General features: G+C 72.0%; 16 protein-coding genes. 4 read left to right on the top strand and 12 right to left on the bottom strand.

Annotation, left to right across the window (positions count from 1 at the left end; all coding sequences use genetic code 11):
- Positions 1–207 (top strand): (2Fe-2S)-binding protein (locus ACRDSK_RS21155; RefSeq protein WP_431442949.1); only part of this gene is annotated, 207 nt, incomplete at its 5' end.
- Here the strand turns inward: ACRDSK_RS21155 and ACRDSK_RS21150 are convergent.
- Genes ACRDSK_RS21150 through ngcE form a run of 10 tightly spaced genes read right to left on the bottom strand, consistent with a single transcriptional unit; the run spans position 204 to position 12,209 of the window.
- Complete coding sequence (locus ACRDSK_RS21150; RefSeq protein ID WP_431442948.1) at positions 204–1,700, bottom strand: bifunctional phosphatase PAP2/diacylglycerol kinase family protein; 1,497 nt, start codon at positions 1,698–1,700, stop codon at positions 204–206. The genes ACRDSK_RS21155 and ACRDSK_RS21150 overlap by 4 nt on opposite strands.
- 46 nt (positions 1,701–1,746) lie before the next feature.
- Complete coding sequence (alc, locus tag ACRDSK_RS21145) at positions 1,747–2,859, bottom strand: allantoicase (RefSeq protein WP_431442947.1); 1,113 nt, start codon at positions 2,857–2,859, stop codon at positions 1,747–1,749.
- Positions 2,856–4,175, bottom strand: coding sequence for an allantoinase AllB (gene allB / locus ACRDSK_RS21140; protein WP_431442950.1), 1,320 nt, complete (start codon positions 4,173–4,175; stop codon positions 2,856–2,858). The genes alc and allB overlap by 4 nt, the downstream gene beginning before the upstream one ends.
- Complete coding sequence (locus tag ACRDSK_RS21135; RefSeq protein WP_431442946.1) at positions 4,175–5,404, bottom strand: DUF6986 family protein; 1,230 nt, start codon at positions 5,402–5,404, stop codon at positions 4,175–4,177. Before ACRDSK_RS21135 ends, allB begins: the two co-directional genes overlap by 1 nt.
- Before the next feature lies 1 nt (position 5,405).
- Entirely contained in the window at positions 5,406–6,983 is a 1,578-nt protein-coding gene (gene aceB, locus ACRDSK_RS21130; protein WP_431442945.1) for a malate synthase A, read from the bottom strand.
- Positions 6,984–7,003: 20 nt separating this feature from the next.
- Complete coding sequence (locus tag ACRDSK_RS21125; RefSeq protein WP_431442944.1) at positions 7,004–7,579, bottom strand: nitroreductase family protein; 576 nt, start codon at positions 7,577–7,579, stop codon at positions 7,004–7,006.
- A 1-nt stretch (position 7,580) separates the two neighbouring features.
- Positions 7,581–8,870 (bottom strand): signal recognition particle-docking protein FtsY, encoded by a 1,290-nt coding sequence (gene ftsY / locus ACRDSK_RS21120; RefSeq protein ID WP_431442943.1) that lies wholly within the window; start codon positions 8,868–8,870, stop codon positions 7,581–7,583.
- Between the two features lie 21 nt (positions 8,871–8,891).
- Positions 8,892–9,827 carry a carbohydrate ABC transporter permease gene (locus ACRDSK_RS21115; RefSeq protein ID WP_431442942.1) on the bottom strand — a complete coding sequence of 312 codons (936 nt, stop codon included), beginning with the start codon at positions 9,825–9,827 and terminating at the stop codon, positions 8,892–8,894.
- Positions 9,824–10,768, bottom strand: coding sequence for a carbohydrate ABC transporter permease (locus ACRDSK_RS21110; protein WP_431442941.1), 945 nt, complete (start codon positions 10,766–10,768; stop codon positions 9,824–9,826). The genes ACRDSK_RS21115 and ACRDSK_RS21110 overlap by 4 nt, the downstream gene beginning before the upstream one ends.
- A 16-nt stretch (positions 10,769–10,784) precedes the next feature.
- A complete protein-coding gene (gene ngcE / locus ACRDSK_RS21105; protein ID WP_431442940.1) occupies positions 10,785–12,209 on the bottom strand; it encodes an N-acetylglucosamine/diacetylchitobiose ABC transporter substrate-binding protein in 1,425 nt (474 codons plus the stop codon).
- Positions 12,210–12,400: 191 nt separating this feature from the next.
- Between ngcE and ACRDSK_RS21100 the strand changes: the two genes are divergently transcribed.
- Positions 12,401–13,621: an anhydro-N-acetylmuramic acid kinase gene (locus ACRDSK_RS21100; RefSeq protein ID WP_431442939.1), complete on the top strand. Its 1,221-nt coding sequence runs from the start codon at positions 12,401–12,403 to the stop codon at positions 13,619–13,621.
- 2 nt (positions 13,622–13,623) lie between these two features.
- Positions 13,624–15,252, top strand: coding sequence for a sodium:solute symporter (locus ACRDSK_RS21095; protein ID WP_431442938.1), 1,629 nt, complete (start codon positions 13,624–13,626; stop codon positions 15,250–15,252).
- On the opposite strand, the gene ACRDSK_RS21090 is transcribed toward ACRDSK_RS21095, so the two are convergent.
- The gene (locus tag ACRDSK_RS21090) at positions 15,233–16,216 is read right to left on the bottom strand and encodes a GNAT family N-acetyltransferase (protein ID WP_431442937.1); all 984 of its coding nucleotides are present in this window, start codon (positions 16,214–16,216) and stop codon (positions 15,233–15,235) included. The genes ACRDSK_RS21095 and ACRDSK_RS21090 overlap by 20 nt on opposite strands.
- A gap of 195 nt (positions 16,217–16,411) precedes the next feature.
- On the opposite strand from ACRDSK_RS21090, the gene ACRDSK_RS21085 reads away from it, so the two are divergent.
- A complete protein-coding gene (locus ACRDSK_RS21085; protein ID WP_431442936.1) occupies positions 16,412–16,873 on the top strand; it encodes a DUF5336 domain-containing protein in 462 nt (153 codons plus the stop codon).
- Between the two features lie 75 nt (positions 16,874–16,948).
- Here the strand turns inward: ACRDSK_RS21085 and ACRDSK_RS21080 are convergent.
- Positions 16,949–18,046, bottom strand: a 1,098-nt coding sequence (locus tag ACRDSK_RS21080; RefSeq protein ID WP_431442935.1) for an AAA family ATPase, incomplete at its 5' end; no start/stop codon positions are given.

Raw genomic sequence — 18,046 nt, 5'->3', positions numbered from 1 at the left:
GGCCCGCCGTCGCTCGCCGTCGACCTCGCCGCCTCGGCCGGCCCGCTGCCGGTGCCCCGGTACGTGACCGTGGCCGGCACCCGCGCCGTGCGGCGTGCGTCGTGCTGCCTCATCTACGAGGCGCCGGGGCAGCAGAAGTGCGTGAGCTGTCCGCGCCAGCACCCGGCGGAGCGGGACCGGCGCCTGCGGGCGGCGCTGGGCAGCTAGGTCGTGGGGGCGGCGCGGTAGACGGTGAGCGCGGCGGGGTGGCTGCGGAACACGAAGCGGCCGCCGGGCGGGCCGACCTCGCCGTCGGTGGCGATGCGGCGCGTGCCGTCGAGGATGCGGATGTCTGTCTCGGGCGCCTCGAAGTGCTTGTAGACATGGCTCGTCTGCAAGGTCCCGGTCAGCGCGGCCAGCACGAAGCGGGCCCGCGAGTACGGGATGTCCGCGCGCAGGTAGCGGACGTCGAGCAGGCCGGAGGCCATCGTCGGCCGGCGGGCCGCGCCGAAGCCCTTGGGCTCGTAGGAGCCGTTGCCCACGAACAGCATCCACACGAGCTTGCGCGAGCCGTCGAGCAGGATGGGGACCGGCTGGGCCCGGCGCAGCACGCGGATCATCGCGATCGCGGCGGCGAGCCACTTGGGCCGGCGGGCCTCGATCTTCTCCCGCAGCCGCACCATGTCCGGGTAGCCGCCGAGGCTCGCGGTGTTGACGAACCGCAGCCGCTCGGGCTCGCCGGCGCTCTCCACGAGCACCTCGGCGACGTCGACCCGGACCGCGGAGCCGACCTGTGTCGCGTCGGCGGTGTCGACGGGGCCCTCCACGCCGAGGTCGCGGGCGAAGTGGTCGAGCGTGCCGGCGGGGACCACGACCAGCGGCAGCCCGTGCCGGACCGCGACGTCGGCGACGCAGGTCACGGTGCCGTCGCCGCCGGCCGCGCCGAGCGCCCGGTAGTCGCCGATCCGCTCCTCGAGGACGGCGACCACGTCCACGCCGGGATCGAGGCGGATGACGTCGGCCTTGGGCCACATGGCGAGCACCTCGGGGGTGGGGTCGACCGAGTCCGAGCCCGAGCTCGGGTTCACCACTACTGCGAGCCCCTCGCCCCCGGGTAACTCGGGCGCGTCGACGACCGGCTCTCGCTGCTCGGGCAGGCCGGCGCCGTGCGGCCACCAGTGGCGGGTCGCGTAGGCGGCGCCGACCCCGATGGCCGCACCGGCGGCGACGTCGCTCGGCCAGTGCACGCCGGTGTGCACCCGCGAGTAGCCGACCGTCGCGGCGAGCGGGAGCACGACCGCGGCGACGCCCCGGTGCTCCATCGCCACCGCGGAGGCGAACGCGAACGCGGACGCGGAGTGGCCGGACGGGAACGACGAGGACGTGGGCCGCCGGGTCATCCGCCGCGGCACCGGCAGCAGCTCGGCGGCCGGGCGGCGGCGCGGGAACAGCCGCTTGCCGACGAGGCTCGCGGAGAAGCTGGCCCCGCCGATCGCCGCGAGGCCGCGCAGCCCGGCCCGGCGGGTGGCGCCCTTGCGCACGACGAGCACCCCGGCGATGGCGAACCAGAGCTTGCTGTGGTCGGCGGTCCGCCCGAGCCGCCGGATGAACACGTCGAACCGGCTGGCCGGCAGGTGGCCGCTGCGCCGCACGAGCTCGGCGTCGACGCGGCCCACCCGGTGGTACCACCGGCGAACCCGGTGGATCGCACGTCTGATCACGATGGCCACGCTAATTCAGCCGGACCGGTCCCACCGATCAGCGAGGTCAGACCCCGAACGCCGGCAGCGCCGCGACCGGTCGGGCCCGCACGGCCGCGAGCGCGTCGGCCTCGGACACACCCGCGGCCGACAGGACCGTCCTGGCCTGGTCCTCGGGCAGCAGGTTGAACCAGCGCAGCACGAACTCCGCCCGGCCGGCCGCGGTCAGCGCGCCGTGCAGGCGCAGCCGGGCCATGCCGCCGTCCGGGTAGACGTCCAGCCGGACCTCGCTGACCTCCCGCTGCGACTGGCCGGCGCCGGTGAGCGGAAACCGATGGCGGGTGTCGGGCTGCAGGCGGACGCGGTCCAGCAGCGGGGCCCAGCCGTCCGCGCCGAGTCCGGACAGGGACGCCCAGCCCGGCGCGTTCCCCTTGAAGTGGCTGGTGTCCAGCTCCGCCAGGCGCACGACGCCAGCGCCGGCGAGCCGCACCGACACCCAGTCGTTGCCGTCGTCGCGGCGGCGCGCGGTCTCCCAGCCCTCCCCCATCACCGCGGCGAAGCCGGGCGAGATCAGGTTCGCCGGCGACGAGTAGAACATGTTGCTGCAGCCGGAGATCGCGGCGCCGTGCTCCAGGGCCGCGAGGTCCAGCGAGGCCAGGTCGAGCAGCCGCGGGTCGGCCACCGGCTCGCCGTGCACCCGCAGCCGCGCCACCCCGCCGTCCGGGTGGATGGTCAGCCGGACATGGGTGAACCGCCGTGAGTCGGTGACCGCGAACGGGTTCTTCGAGTCACCCGCGAGCGGCGAGCGCGGCACCAGCTCGACCCAGTCGCTCAGCTCCTCGGGCGCCGGGTAGCCCTCGGCCGCGCACGCCTCCACCGAGCAGAACGGCGGGTAGTTGCCGGTGAAGAACGCCGTGTCCACCACCACGCCGCGCACCACGCCGGGCAGCCCGAGGCGCACGATCGCCTGGTCGACGCCGTCCTCGCGGCGCCGCCGCGTCTCCCAGCCGTCGTAGATCTGTCCCTTGTGGCCGAACGTCGACGGCTGGAACACCGGCTCCGCCGCCCTGATCAGGTTCTCCCGCTCGGCGAACAGCTCGTCGTTCGCCCACACCACGCCGCCGCCCACCCGGCGCGACGCCAGGTCCGGCAGCCTCGCCCACGGTGCCGCCTCCGTCACGACCGCCCCCTCACCAGAAGTTGGCCGCGCGGCGTGCCGCCGTCCACCCTCCGGCCACGCAGCCAGGTCGAGCGCACCACGCCGGCGAGCGTGCGGCCGTGGTAGGCGCTGACCGGGTTGCGGTGGTGCAGCGCGCCCGCGTCCACCGGCAGCGAAGCATCCGGCGCGAACACGACCAGGTCGGCGTCGTGGCCGGGCTCGATGCGGCCCTTTCGCCGCAGCCCCACCAGGTCCGCGGGCGCCGCGGCCATCCAACGGACCACATCGGACAGTGCGACGCCACGGGCCCGCGCGGCCGTCCACACCGCCGCGAGCCCGACCTGCAGGCCGGCGATCCCGCCCCACGCGGTGCCGAAGTCCCCGGTGTCGAGGTGCTTCAGGTCGGCGGTGCACGGCGAGTGGTCGCTCACCACGCAGTCGATCGTCCCGGCGGCGAGCCCGGCCCAGAGCTGGTCCTGGTTCGCCCCCTCACGGATCGGCGGGCAGCACTTGAACTGCGTCGCCCCGTCCGGCACGTCCTCTGCGCGCAACGTCAGATAGTGCGGGCAGGTCTCCGCGGTGACCCGCACGCCGTCGCGGCGCGCGGCGGCCACCAGCGGCAGCGCGTCCGAAGAGGACAGATGGAGCACGTGCACGCGGGTGTCCGCCGCCCGCGCCAGGCGCAGCACCGTCTCGATGGCGGCGTTCTCGGCGGCCTTCGGGCGCGAGGCGAGGAAGTCGGCGTAGCGCCGGCCGGTCGCGGCGGGCGCCCGCTCGATGACCGACGGGTCCTCGGCATGCACGATCAGCAGGCCGCCGATGCCGTGCAGCTGCCGCAACGCCTCGGCCAGCTCCGGCGGGCTCAGGTGGCCGAACTCGTCGACGCCCGAGTGGAGCAGGAAGCACTTGAAGCCGAAGACACCCGCCTCGTGCAGCGCCACCAGCTCGCCCAGGTTGCCGGGCACCGCGCCGCCCCAGAAGCCGACGTCGACGTGCACCTTGCCGCGGGCGGCCGCCCGCTTCTGGGCCAGCGCGGCGAGGTCGGTGGTCGGCGGCACGCTGTTGAGCGGCATGTCGATCAGGGTGGTCACGCCGCCCGCGGCCGCCGCCCGGGTCGCGGTCGGGAAGCCCTCCCACTCGGCGCGGCCGGGGTCGTTGACGTGCACGTGCGTGTCGACGAGCCCGGGCAGCAGCACCTCGTCCTCGCCCAGCTCGACGACCCGGCGCCCGTCGAGGGACGGCGCGATGTCCACGATCGTCCCGTCCTCGACGCCGACGCAGCCCGCGGTCTCGCCGTCGGGCGTGATCATCCGGGCCGCCCGGAACACCAGGTCGATCATGGTGTCTCCCGGTGGGCCAACGCGGCGAGCTCTGCCTCGGTCAGGCCGCACAGCCGCTCGATGTCCTCGGCGGACAGCGCGCCGCAGTCCAGTGCCCGGCGCAGCGACATCGCGAGCGCCTGGGCGGTGGCCGGCTCGTCGAGCACGCCCGAGCTCTTCTTGTCCACATAGGTCCGCAGCCGGCGGGCGTCCGGCTCCGCGTTGCGCAGGTAGTAGACGAAGTTCGCCGCGTACCGGGTGACGAGCTGTGCCGGGTGCATGTCCCAGCCCTGGTAGAAGCCGTGCGCGAGCGAGCGCTGCACCAGGCCGAAGTGCGTCTGCCAGGCCTCGCGCACCCCGTCGCCCACCGGCAGCACGTTCGACGAGCCGTCCGAGAGCCGCACGCCCGTGCCGGCCGCGCTGACCTGCATCACGTGCCGGGCGAAGTCGCACGCGGCGTGCGCGAGGTGCTGCTCGGCGGCGGACAGCCCGCACCCCGCGGTGTAGTCGTACGTGCCGAAGTGCAGCCCGCTCACCCGCCCCGCACCGGCGGTGAGGAACCGCGGGATCGCGAGCCGACCCTCGGCGTCCACTATGGACTGCGTGGTCTCGACCTGGATCTCGAACCGCAGCGCGCCGGTGTCCAGCTCGAGCCGCTCCTCCAGCAGCGTGAGCAGCTCCACCAGCGCGCCGACCTGCGCGACGTCGGTCACCTTGGGGAGGGTGAGCACTGGCGCGCGGCCCAGGGCCGTGACGAACAGGTCCAGCGTGCGGGCCCCGCGCTCGAACAGGGCTCGCGTGTCGAACGACTTGAACCGGATGCCCACCGACGGCGGCGGGTCCGCCCAGCCGGCGACCAGCTCCGCGCTCCGCACGGCGTCGGCGTCCTCGTCGGCGTCCGGCCGCGCGCCGTAGCCGTCCTCGAAGTCGATCCGCAGGTCCTCGACCGGCTCGCGGGACAGCTTCGCGACGACCTTCGCGTGCACCGCCTCGGCCAGCTCGCCGGGCAGGCCGAGCAGCGCGGCGAAGTCCCCGGCGCGCGGCGCGTGGTCCCTGAGCGTCGCAAGCGCCGCGGCACCCCACTCGGCCGCGACATCGCCGTTCACCCGGTCGGCCGGCACGTAGCAGGTGTGCACCGGCTGCCGGCCACCCGCGTCGCCCGGATACCGTGCCGCCCGCGTCGTGTCCACTTCGGACAGTCGGCGGGCGACCGCGGCCAGCATCGAGCCGTCGAGGGAGTTCCGCACCTCAGATCCGTTCGTACGCGGGCAGAGTGAGGAATTCGGGGAACTCGTCGGCCAGGGCCACCTGCTCGAACAGCTCGACCGCGGGCTGGAGGAACTCCGCGGGCACCTGGTCGGCGAGCGCGGCGCGGGTCTGCGCGAGTACCTCGCGCACGAGGTGGGTGGTCACCTTGGCGCCGGTCTCGAGCACGACGCCGTTGCGCACCCACTGCCAGACCTGGGACCGGGAGATCTCCGCGGTCGCCGCGTCCTCCATGAGGTTGTGGATCGCGGCCGCGCCGTTGCCGGACAGCCACGAGGCGAGGTAGCGCACGCCGACGTCGACCGCCGCGCGCAGCCCCGCCTCGGAAGCCGCGCCGGGAGTCGCCTTGACGTCGAGCAGCTGGTCCGCGGTCACCGACACGTCCTCGCGCAGCCGGTCGAGCTGGTTCGGCCGCTCGTCGAGCACCGCGCCGAACTCCTCGTCGCAGATCGGCACCAGGTCCGGGTGCGCGACCCACGAACCGTCGAACCCGTCGCCGGCCTCGCGCCGCTTGTCGTCGTGCACCTTGCCGAGCGCCTTCTCGGTGACCTCGGGGTCGCGGCGGTTCGGGATGAACGCGGCCATCCCGCCCATCGCGAACGCGCCGCGCCTGTGGCAGGTGCGCACGAGCAGCTCGGTGTAGGCACGCATGAACGGCGCGGTCATCGTGACGTCGTTGCGATCCGGGAGGACGAAGTCCGGACCGGAGTCGCGGAAGTACTTGATGAGACTGAACAGGTAGTCCCAGCGGCCCGCGTTCAGCCCGGACGCGTGGTCGCGCAGCTCGTAGAGGATCTCCTCCATCTCGAAGGCGGCCGGGATCGTCTCGATGAGCACCGTCGCGCGGACGCTGCCCTGCGGGATGCCGAGCGCGTCCTGAGCGTGGCTGAACACGTCGTTCCACAGGCGGGCCTCGAGGTGGCTCTCCATCTTGGGCAGGTAGAAGTACGGGCCGCTGCCGCGCTCGAGGAGGGCCTTGGCGTTGTGGAAGAAGTAGAGGCCGAAGTCGACGAGCGCGCCGACCGCACGGCGGCCGTCGACGCTCAGGTGGCGCTCGTCGAGATGCCAGCCACGCGGGCGCATGACGATGACCGCCGGGGTGACGTCGTCCTTGAGCGCGTAGCTCTTGCCTTCCGGTGAGGTGAAGGCGATCTCCCCGCGGACGGCGTCGTAGAGGTTGACCTGCCCCGAGACGACATTTGTCCAATGTGGAGTGTTGGCGTCCTCGAGGTCGGCGAGCCAGACCTTGGCGCCGGAGTTGAGCGCGTTGATCGCCATCTTGCGCTCGGTCGGCCCGGTGATCTCGGTCCGCCGGTCGCGCAGGTCGGGCGGCGCCTCGGCCACCCGCCAGTCGGACTCGCGCACCTCCGCGGTCTCGGCCAGGAAGTCGAGCCTCCCGGTCCGGGCGGCCTCCGCCTGCCGCGCCGCCCGCGCGGCCACGAGCTCGTCCCGCCGGTCCGCGAACCGCGCGTGGAGGCCGGCGACGAACTCCAGCGCCGCCGGGGTCAGGATCTCGTCGCTTCGCTCGACCTGTTCGCCGAGTACCTGGATGTCGACCATGGCCTCCACCCTAGGTCCGTTCACCAGCGCCCGCGGTGTACGACCTCGTCCTGGTTTCGGCGTCCGCGCTTGCGGGGGGAGCCGGACTGCTCCGGCTCTGTGCTGTAGCCGATCGCTACCGCGCCGATCGGCTCGTGGTCTTCGGGGACGCCGTACAGCTCTCGGAACCTCGGCACGTCCTCGGGCATGATGCCGAAGTACAGCGCACCCAGCCCCTGGTCGACGACCGTCTGCAGGATCAGCAGCGTGGCCATGCCCGTGTCGATGTGCCAGAACGGGACCGGCCAGCGCGCCTCGTCGCGGTCGGTCCAGCCCTTGTCCGGCTCGGCGTAGCGGTCCAGGTACACCCGCTTGCACGACAGCGGCACGATCAGCAGCGGCGCGGTGCTCACCTCGTTGCCCTTGGGCCGCATCGCCCAGAACTTCGCCAGGGCCTCGCCCTCCAGCACCAGGAACGCCTGGCCCTGGGAGAAGCCGGCGGACGGGCCGCGGGTGGCGTTGTGCAGGATCCGGTCCAGGACCTCCGGCGGCACCGGGCGGTCGGGGTCGAACTTGCGCACCATCCGCCGGCGGCGGACCACGTTCTGGAACTCCACGTCAGGTCCCCAGCAGCGCGTCGACGAAGGCACCCGGCTCGAACGGGGCCAGGTCGTCGGCGCCCTCGCCCAGGCCGACCAGCTTCACCGGCACGCCCAGCTCGCGCTGCACCTGGAAGACGATCCCGCCCTTCGCCGTGCCGTCGAGCTTGGTGAGCACGATCCCGGTGACGTCCACGACCTCGGCGAACACCCGCGCCTGCGTGAGGCCGTTCTGACCCGTGGTGGCGTCGAGAACCAGCAGCACCTCGTCGACCTTGGTCTGCTTCTCCACCACCCGCTTGACCTTGCCCAGCTCGTCCATGAGACCGGTCTTCGTGTGCAGCCGGCCGGCCGTGTCGACCAGGACCGCGTCCACGCCGGCCTCGGTGCCGCGCTTCACGGAGTCGAACGCCACCGCCGCCGGGTCCGCGCCGTCCTTGCCGCGCACGACCTCCGCGCCGACCCGGGCGGCCCACGTGGCGAGCTGCTCGGTGGCCGCCGCGCGGAAGGTGTCCGCCGCACCCAGCACGACCGTGCGGCCGTCGGCGATCAGCACCCGGGCGAGCTTGCCCGTGGTGGTGGTCTTGCCCGTCCCGTTGACGCCGGTGATCAGCACGACGCCGGGAGTCTTCGTGCCGGCGGTCTCGTGCGGCAGCGCGCGCACGGCCCGGTCCATGTCCGGGCCCAGCGCCTCGACGAGCACGTCCCGCAGCATCGCGCGGGCCTCGTTCGCGTTGCGCACGCCGCGGGACACCAGCTCGGCGCGCAGCTTCTCCACGACCTCCTGTGTGGTGGCCGCGCCGAGGTCGGCCAGCAGCAGCGTGTCCTCGACCTCGGTCCACGAGTCCTCGTCGAGGTCGCCGGCACCGAGCAGGCCCAACACCCCCTGGCCGAACGTGGTGCGGGACTTCGACAGCCGACCGCGCAGCCGCTCCAGCCTGCCCGTGGTCGGCTCGATCTCCTCGGCCGGCTCGGGCACCACCTCCACCGGCGGCGCCGGCGGCTCGGTGGGCGCGACCTCGTCGATGATCGCGGGCTCCGCCGGGACGGTCGCGGGATCGCCGGTCGCCGTGGTCGCCGTCGGCGGCGACTCCTCCTCCGGCGGGGCGGTCTCCCGCAGCCCTCCCGGCGCGAGGCTGATACCGCCGCCGGCCTGGTAGCCGCCCCGCGGCTGCTCCTCGGCGGGCTTCTCCTCGGTCAGGCTGATCCGCCGGCGGCGGCTCAGCGTCACGCCCGCGACCAGCGCGAGCGCGAGCAGGACCACGACGACGACGATGATCACGATCACGGTGCTCGACACGCCCGTCATCCTCGCATCAAGGACCGACGGCTACTTCAGCACGCCCGCGGTCAGCCCCGCCTGCACCTGCTTCTGGAACAGCACGTACACGATCAGCACCGGCAGCAGAGCGATCACCAGCCCGGCGAACAACGCCGTCCAGTCGCCCCGGTAGCCCTGGCTGATCGCGAGCGACGCCAGGCCCTGCGCCAACACCTTGCGCTCCTGCTGGTTCATCAGCACCACCGGCAGCACGTACTGGTTCCAGTGCCCCAACACGTTGAACAGCCCGATGCTGATCAGCCCCGGCTTCGCCATCGGCAGCATGACCCGGAAGAACAGCCCGTAGTGCGAACAGCCGTCCACGATCGCAGCCTCGGCGATCGAGGTGGGCAGCGTGCGGAAGAACGCGGTCAGGAAGAAGACGGTGAAGGGCATCGAGAACGCGGCGTACACCAGCGCCAGTGACAGGTGGCTGTTCAGCCCGAGCAGCTCTCCGAGCAGCGGCAGGCTCTCGGTGTTGCGCACCACGAAGAACAGCGGCACCAGCGCCAGGAAGACCGGGAAGATCAGCCCGGCGACGAAGCCGAAGTAGACGACCCGGTTGCCGGGGAAGTCGTAGCGGGCCAGGACGTACGCGGCCATCGCGCCCAGCAGCATCGTCAGCGGCACCGAGATGACCACGACGATCACGCTGTTGACGAAGTACTGCCCGATGTTCGCGACCGTCCACGCGCGACCGAAGTTCTCCACGTGCGCCGCGCCGGGCAGTCCCCAGGGGTCGGACAGGAACTCCCGGTTCGTCTTGAACGCCGACACGATCGCCCACAGCAGCGGCAACGTGGTGACCAGGCCCCAGATCAGCAGGAACGTGCCGTTGAGCAGGTTGAGCGCGCCCTGACCCGCCCCGACACCGGGCCCGCGACGAGGCGACGGCTGCGCCCGCGCCGGCGCGGTCGTCTCGTCGACTGGGTTGGGCGCACTCATGAAAGCTCCACACGCTCACGCCGCGCCGCGCGCAGGAACAGCACGGCCACCAGCAGGGTCAACAGCAGCAGCACGACCCCGATCGCGGAGGCGTAGCCGAACCGGTACCGGTTGAACGCCGCTCGGTAGAGCGCCACGCCGAGCACGTCGCCGGCGCGCGAGGGGCCGCCGCTGATGCCCAGCATGATGTGCACGAGCGCGAAGGCGTCCATGGCCTGGATGGCCAGGTACACCCAGCCGACCTGCACGGTGTCCCACACCAGCGGCAGCGTCACGTGCCGGAACGTGGTGTACCGGCTCGACCCGTCGAGCAGCGCCGCCTCGTAGACCTCCTTGGGGATCGACTGCATCGCCGCGGAGAACAGCACCACGTAGAAACCGACGAACGACCAGATCATCACCAGCACGACGCACCAGAACGCGAAGTTCGGGTCGCCGAGCCAGGGCTGCGCGAGCGGGTCGAGGCCGACCGCGGACAGCAGCCCGTTGAGGATCCCGCCGGCCTCGGTCGGCGCGAAGACGTACTTGAACAGCACGCCGATGATCGCCACCGACAGCACCTGCGGGAAGAAGTAGACGATCTTGTAGACGCCCGACCCGCGGACGCCCTCGATGCCCGACTTCCCGCGCCGGCCCACGTTGAGCATCGACGCGAAGAACAGGCCGAGCATCACGGTCACCGCCGGCACGACGACCAGCAGGATCCCGTTGTTGCGCAACGCGATCCAGAACTGCTCGTCGTGCCAGAGGCGGACGTAGTTGTCGAAACCGACGAACGTCTGGCTCGCCGTGAGGCCCGTCCAGTCGGTCAGCGAGATGTAGATCGCCTGCGCGTAGGGCGAGATGACGTACAAGGCGTAGAGCCCGACCGGCACCAGCAGGAAGACCAGGACGAACGAGTACTTCCCCTGCTGCAGGGCGGGCCCTGCCTTCGACTTCACGTGTGCTGCCCGAGGATCAGCGGGTGTACTTGGTGACCGAGTCGTCGTCGCGGACCTTCTTGGCCTCCGCCTCGCAGCCCTCGACGAACTCGTCCACGTTCTTGCGACCCGCCAACAGGTCACCCATGTGCGTGTTGACGCCGGGGTTCCACATGTCGCCGTACCACTCTCGCCACATGTAGCTGATCACGTTGTCACCGGCCGCCTCCAGCCCCGCCTGAGCGGAGGTGAGGCCCGGCGGCAGCTGCACACCATCGGCCGCGCCCTTGACCACGGTCAGGCTGGAGACCTGCTCGGTGAAGCCCTTCGCGCCCTCCTTGGAGAGCATGATCCGCATGTACTCCAGGCCGCCGCGCGGGTTCTTCGCGGCCGCCGGCACGACGTAAGGCTCGCCGGGGGTCGCGTAGAGCGTCTCCAACGGCATGGCCGAGTCATCGGAGAGCAGCGGCTCGGGCATCACCGCGAACTCGAAGCCGGCGGCCTTGGCGGCGTCCTTCTGCTCGTTCTCCAACCAGGACCCGCACGGCACGAACGCGGCCTTGCCCGCGCACCACTGGCCCTGCGCCTGGATGTGGTCCATGCCCTCGGTGCCGGCGAGGATGTAGCCCTTCGAGCGCAGGCCGGCGAGCGCGTTCGCGGACTCCTTGACGGCCTCGTGGCCCCAGGCGCCTTCCTCCAGGTTGTCGATCGCCTTGAGGACGTCCGCCCCGCCGAGCTTGGCGGCCATCGTCAACAGCGGCCAGACCATGTACCGGGCGTGCACCCCCGGGTAGGTCCACGGCGCGATGCCCGCCTTCTTGATCTCCGCACAGAGCGAGAGCATGTCGTCCCACGTGCCGGGCGTCTCCCAGCCGTTCTTGTCGAACAGCGCCTTGTCGTACCAGATGCCGTAGACGGTGAGCGCCATGTTCATGACGTAGGTCGTGTCGCCGAAGGTGCCCTGCTCGGCCGCGCCCGGCACGAGCGTGTCGCGGACCTTCGTGTTCGGGTCGTCCCAGCTCGGCGCGTCGTAGAGGTCGCCGAGGTCGTAGAGCTGCTTGTCGGAGACCAGCTGGCCGAGCGGGATCTGGCCGTCGCCGGAGTCGTTGACGAAGTCCGGCGGGTTGCCGCCGACGAAGCGGGACTGCAGGGCGCCCGCTATGTCCACTTCGGCCTTGTGGGTGATCTTCGCCTTCGGGTACTTCTTCTTGTACATCGGCTCGTGCACGTCGGTCGCGTACTTGTCGCCGAAGCCGCCGTTGAAGATGTAGACCTCGAGCGGAGCGTCGGTCGGGACGCCCAGCGGGTTCTGGTCGGTCTTCTCGCCCTCGGTCGCCTCCTGGCCGCCACCCGAGGTGGCGCAGCCAACCAGCGCACCGGAGGCCGGCAGCACGAGTGCTCCCGTCGCGAGGGCGCCGCGCAGGAAGTTCCTCCTGCTCCACTCCGCCGAAAACTTGGTCATGCTCGCTCCTCGTGTGTCCTCGCGTGCCAGCTGTCGCAAACCCGGGCCGTCGCTGCGTCCCGACGCAGGGTGACACATTAGCGCCCTGGTCTATACCTCCTGGGGGAAATCCCAACGGCTACGACATCGATTCGGTCAAGAAGTAACGTGTCGGCTTGCGCGGCACCCACCACAGTGGATAGCCAGGAGCGGTGACTTCGTGCCGGGTGATCGGGCTGCTGTCCGGGACGTCGATGGACGGCATCGACGTGGCGGTGGCCGAGCTGACCGTGACCGACGAGACGATCGACCTGCTCCCCCGCGGCCACGCGGAGGTGCCCTACCCCACCGCGCTGCGCAACTCCCTGCTGGCCGCCCTGCCCCCGCGCGGGTGCACGGCCGAGCAGCTGTGCCGGCTCGACACCGAGGTCGGCCGGGCGTTCGCGGCCGCCGCGACCGGGGCGCTGGCCGACGTCGCCGACGGCCGGGCCGACGTCGTCGCCTCGCTGGGCCAGACGCTCTACCACTGGGTCGACTCCGACAGCGGCCACGCGCTGGGCACGCTGCAGGTCGGCCAGCCGGCATGGATCGCGGAGGCAACCGGGCTACCCGTGGTGGCGGACCTGCGGGCCCGCGACGTGGCGGCCGGCGGGCATGGCGCGCCGCTCGCGAGCACGCTCGACCGGCTGTGGCTGCGCGAGCTGGCCGGCGAGGGCGCCGTGGCAGCGCTGAACCTCGGCGGGATCGCCAACATCACCGTCGTCGCGGCCGACGCCAGCACCGACGACACGGACATCGCGTTCGACACCGGGCCGGGCAACGCCCTCCTCGACGCGGCCGCCCGGATGATCTCCAACGGTGCCTGGCGGCAGGACGTCGACGGCGACCTGGCCGCGCAGGGCAGCTGCCGGGAGGACCTGCTGAAGGTGCTGCTCGCGGACCCGTACTACGGCGCGGCGCCGCCGAAGTCGACCGGCAAGGAGCACTTCCACGCCGAGTACCTGCGCGACGCCGTGGAACCGGTGCCCCGGGTGAGCGGCCCGGACCTGCTGGCCACGCTGGTCGAGCTGACCGCCACGACGGTCGCGGACGCCTGCCGCGCGCACGGCGTGACCCGCGTCGTGGCCTCCGGCGGCGGGGTGCGCAACCCGACGCTGTTGAAGTCGCTCGGCCGCCTCCTCGCGCCCGCCACGCTCGTCGCCAGTGGCGAGCTCGGCCTGCCGGGTGAGGCGAAGGAGGCGTACCTGACCGCCCTGCTCGGCTACCTGACCTGGTCGGGCATCCCGGCCAACGTGCCGAGCGCGACCGGAGCGCGCGGTCCGCGCCTGCTCGGCGCGATCACTCCAGGCAGCACGGCCCTGCGGCTGCCCGAACCCACGACGAACTCCGTCACCCGGCTGCGGGTGACCCAGCCAGCGATCAGCGGGAGGTAACCGTGCGCGCGCTCGACGTCGCGATCATCGTCGTCTTCCTGGTCGGGATGCCGTTGCTCGGCGTCCTGATCGGCGGACGGCAGAAGTCGGCCACCGACTACTTCATCAGCGAGAAGAAGATCTCCTGGTGGGTGGTCTGCGTGTCCGTCGTGTCGGCGGAGACGTCGACGCTCACCGTGCTGTCCGTGCCGGTGGTCGCCTACCTGGCGCCCGAGCAGGCCGGCGGGATGACCTACCTGACGCTGGCGTTCGGCTACATCGTCGGCCGGATCATCGTGGCGTTCGTGCTGCTGCCCCGCTACATCGACGGGGACCTGGTCACCGCGTACGCGTTCCTCGGCAAGCGCTACGGCGACGGCATGCGCGCGACGGCCTCGGTCACGTTCCAGTTCACCCGGCTGCTCGCGGACGGCATCCGGCTGTTCGCCACCGCCATCCCGATCAAGGTCGTGCTGGCGTCCTACGGCGTCGACGCGTCCTACTGGGCGATCGTGGTCGTGCTCGGCATCGCGATGGTGTTCTACACGTTCGTCGGCGGCGTGCGGGCGGTCGTGTGGGTCGACGCGATCCAGATGGTCTGGTACGTCCTCGGCGGCGTCATCGTGGTCGTCGCGCTGCTCGGCGCGCTGCCGTCCGGCTGGTTCGGCGACGCCATGGACGCCTCGAAGTTCCAGCTGTTCGACTTCTCCTCCAACGCGCTCACCGGGGGCTTCCCGTTCGTCGCGGCGTTCTTCGGCGGCGCGATGCTGGCGATGGCCTCGCACGGCGTGGACCAGCTGATCGTGCAGCGCCTGATGGCCACCAGGGACCTGCGGGCCGCGCGGAAGGCTTTGATCGCGAGCGGCTTCGTGGTGTTCCTGCAGTTCGCGTTCTTCCTGTTCATCGGCGTGCTGATGTGGGCGTTCTACCAGGCGGCGGTGCCGACCGACCCGGTCGCCGACGGCGGGCTGGGGCTCGGGAACAAGGACGAGCTGTTCGCGAACTACATCGTGACCGAGCTGCCGTCGGGCCTGTCCGGCTTCGTGATCGCCGGCATCCTCGCCGCGGCGCTGTCGTCGTCGCTGGGCGCGCTGGCCTCGGCGACGGTGACCGACGTGTACGAACGGATCTCCCGCCGCACGCTGTCCGACGTGGACCGGCTGCGCCTGGGTCGCGTGTGGACGGTCGTGTGGGCCGGCCTGCTGATCGTGTGCGCGGGCCTGTTCGCCACGGTCAACCAGACCACGGCCGACCCGATCGTCGTGCAGGCGCTGGGCATCACCGGGTACACCTACGGCGCGCTGTTGGGCGCGTTCCTGTTGGGGCTGTTGGTCAAGCGGGCCAACCAGACCGACGGGATCGTCGCGTTCGCGGTCACCGTGGCGGTGATGACGTTCGTGATCCTCGGCGTGAAGTTCGTCGGCCCGTCGGCCGAGGCGGACCCGGTGGCCAACGGCTACGGCGAGTGGAGCTCGATCATGATCGACTTCTCCGCCGCGGCCCCGGCCGAGGGCGTCCGCACCCTGGTGAGCTGGTGGTACACCCCGCTGGGCGTGGCCGTGACGCTGATCGTCGGCGGCCTGCTCGCCCTGCGCCACCGCGACCGGCCCGCGCCGGACGCGGCGGACCAGGTCACGGCGAAGGCTGCGTGAGCGGGGCGGCGGCCGGGCGGTAGTCGGTCTTCGAGTAGCTCACCAGCTCCATCGCGAGCGAGAAGCCGAGCGCGGTGAACATCCGCTCGGACGCGTCGTTGCCCAGCCGGATGATGGCGGCGGCGCGGTTGCGGGCGCCCGCACCGGCTGCCAGCTCGGCCAGCAGGCGGCGGACGAGCAGCCGGCCGGCGCCCAGCGAGCGGTACCCGGGGTCGACGCCGACGACGTCGACGTAGTACTCCTCGGCCTGCGCGTAGCCGGCCGCGTAGCCGAGCAGGCCGCCGGCGCCGTCCTCCCCGCCGCGCAGCACGACGACGGTGTACTCGGACCCGGCGGCGACGAGCTGGCCGCCGGAGGTCGGGGCGTTCGGGAAGCAGCGGTCGTGCAGCCGGGCCACCGCGGTGCGCACCGCCGGGTCCGCGGGCAGCGGGGACACGCGGTCGGCGGCGGGCGGGGCCTCGTCGGCGGCGCGCACCAGCAGCGCGCGCAGCTCGGCGTCGGTCGCGGTGAACAGGCGCGTCGTGCTGTGGGACGTGACGTCGTGGCGCGCGGCGAAGTCGGCCAGCAGCCGGTTCTCCCGGTGGCCGAACAGGTCGAGCCGGGTCACGCCGGCCATCCGGGGCAGCCGGGCGGCGAGGTCGAAGAGGGCGTCCGCGGTGGCCTGCCACAGCTGGCCTGCCGCGGGATGGTTCGCGGGCACGTCGACGTACGGCCCGTACAGGTAGGCGCGGTGCTGCTCGGGGTCGGCCTCGACGCTGAGCACGCCGCGCGGCCGGCCGTGCCGGTCGAGGGCCACGGCCGCGCCGGAGGCCCAGTCGGGGCGAAGCGCGGCGAGCTCCTCGGCCACCTCGTCGGCCGTGTCGCCGTGGTACGCGATGAGGTGTGCGGGGTCGGCCTGCAGGCGCGCGATCAGCTCGATCGCTTCCTCCAGGTCGGCCGGCGTCGCTGGTCGAACGTCATACATGGGGAGAGCTTGACCGCCCGATGCCCGTTTGCGCGAACGTTTTTGCGCCCTTTCGGGCACGGTCCGCAGTCGGCCGGGCATTCGATGCATTTCCGTTACTTACTTGATCCAGAGATGCCCCATACTTCTCCCACCTGCGGGGGTATCGCGCCTCGCACCCACCTCTGTCTTCAGATGGATAGAAGGGCCACCTCTATGGCTGAATTCGATGTCAAGCGCGTTTCGACGCTTGAATGGGCGGGCATCGGTGCCGGCATCCTTGCCTTTATCGTTAGTTTCTTTCCGTGGGTTTCGATCGAGTTCGGGGGTGGGCTGGCGGAGCTGTCCGGCTTCGACACGAGCGTGAGCGGCAGCGCCTGGGACGCGGGCTTCCTCGCCTGGTTCTCGGTTCTCCTGCTCGTCGGGACCGCGGTGGTCGTCCTGCTCCCCCACTTCGGCACCGAGGTGCCGCAGCGCTCCTTGATCTGGATGGCCGTCTCCGGAGTCGCCTTCCTGTTCATCCTGCTCCGGGTGCTGACGTTCGACTCGTTCCTCGACCCGGGCTGGGGGCTCTTCGTCGGCATGGCACTCGCCCTGGCCTCCGCGGTCGCAGGCTTCCTCGCCTTCCGGGCCGCCCCGAACACCACCCCGCAGGCCGGGACCGCCTACGGCGCCTGACCCGCGGAACCGAGAGGCCCCCTTCGCCGGTGAGCGAAGGGGGCCTCTCGCTGTGTGGTCAACACAGAGCCTGGGTCAGGCGGGCGCCGGTTCCGCGTCGCGGCCGTGCAGCCGCTGGGAGATCACCTGGGTGATCCCGTCGCCGCGCATGCTGACGCCGTACAGGGCGTCGGCGATGTCCATGGTCGGCTTCTGGTGGGTGATGATCAGCAGCTGGGAGGTCGCGCGCAGCTCCTCCAGCAGGCCGATCAGCCGGCGCATGTTGACGTCGTCCAGGGCCGCCTCGACCTCGTCCAGCACGTAGAACGGCGAGGGCCGCGCCCGGAAGATCGCCACCAGCATGGCGACCGCCACGAGCGACTTCTCGCCGCCGGACAACAGCGACAGCCGCTTGATCTTCTTGCCCGGCGGCCGCGCCTCGACGTCGACACCGGTGGTGAGCATGTCCTCGGGCTCGGTGAGGACCAGCCGCCCGTCACCGCCCGGGAACAGCGTCGAGAACACGGTGTGGAACTCGCGCGCCACGTCCTCGTAGGCCGACGCGAACACCTCGAGGATCTTGTCGTCGACCTCCTTGACCACGGTCAGCAGGTCGCGCCGGGTCGCCTTGAGGTCCTCGAGCTGCGTGGACAGGAACTTGTACCGCTCCTCCAGCGCGGAGAACTCCTCCAGCGCCAGCGGGTTCACCTTGCCCAGCAGCGTCAGGTCCCGCTCGGCCCGCTTCGCCCGCCGCGCCTGGGTGTCCCGGTCGAACGGGATCGGCTGCGGCGCGACGACGGACTCGCCGCGCTCCTTGGCCGCGTCGTACTCGGCCATCTCGACCGGGCTCGGCGGCACCGGCACGGTCGGCCCGTACTCGCCGACCAGGTCCTCCAGGCCGATGCCGAAGTCCTCGGCGATCTTGGTCTCCAGCTGCTCGAGCCGCAGCCGCTGCTCGGCCCGCAGCACCTCGTCGCGGTGCACGGCGTCGGTCAGCTTCTCCAGCTCGTTCGACAGCTCGCGCACCCGGTTGCGGACCTCGGCCAGCACCCGCTCCCGGTCGTGGCGCTCGGCCTGCACGGTGTCCCGCTCGGCCGCGGCCGCCCGCAGCGACGCGGCGATGCGCTCCAGCGCGAGCTCGCCGGCGCGCACGACCGCGCGCGCGACCTCCGCGCCCCGCGCCCGGGAGGCCAT

Source organism: Actinophytocola sp. (assembly GCF_050699915.1).
GTDB lineage: Bacteria > Actinomycetota > Actinomycetes > Mycobacteriales > Pseudonocardiaceae > Actinophytocola.
This window is presented reverse-complemented; position numbering and strand designations above follow the sequence as displayed.

Coding starts and splice junctions, on each gene's coding strand:
- aceB (WP_431442945.1), bottom strand. CDS start 6,983: ATGGTCGACATCCAGGTACTCGGCGAACAGGTCGAGCGAAGCGACGAG.
- ACRDSK_RS21090 (WP_431442937.1), bottom strand. CDS start 16,216: ATGTATGACGTTCGACCAGCGACGCCGGCCGACCTGGAGGAAGCGATC.
- ACRDSK_RS21115 (WP_431442942.1), bottom strand. CDS start 9,827: ATGAGTGCGCCCAACCCAGTCGACGAGACGACCGCGCCGGCGCGGGCG.
- ftsY (WP_431442943.1), bottom strand. CDS start 8,870: ATGACGGGCGTGTCGAGCACCGTGATCGTGATCATCGTCGTCGTCGTG.
- ngcE (WP_431442940.1), bottom strand. CDS start 12,209: ATGACCAAGTTTTCGGCGGAGTGGAGCAGGAGGAACTTCCTGCGCGGC.
- ACRDSK_RS21085 (WP_431442936.1), top strand. CDS start 16,412: ATGGCTGAATTCGATGTCAAGCGCGTTTCGACGCTTGAATGGGCGGGC.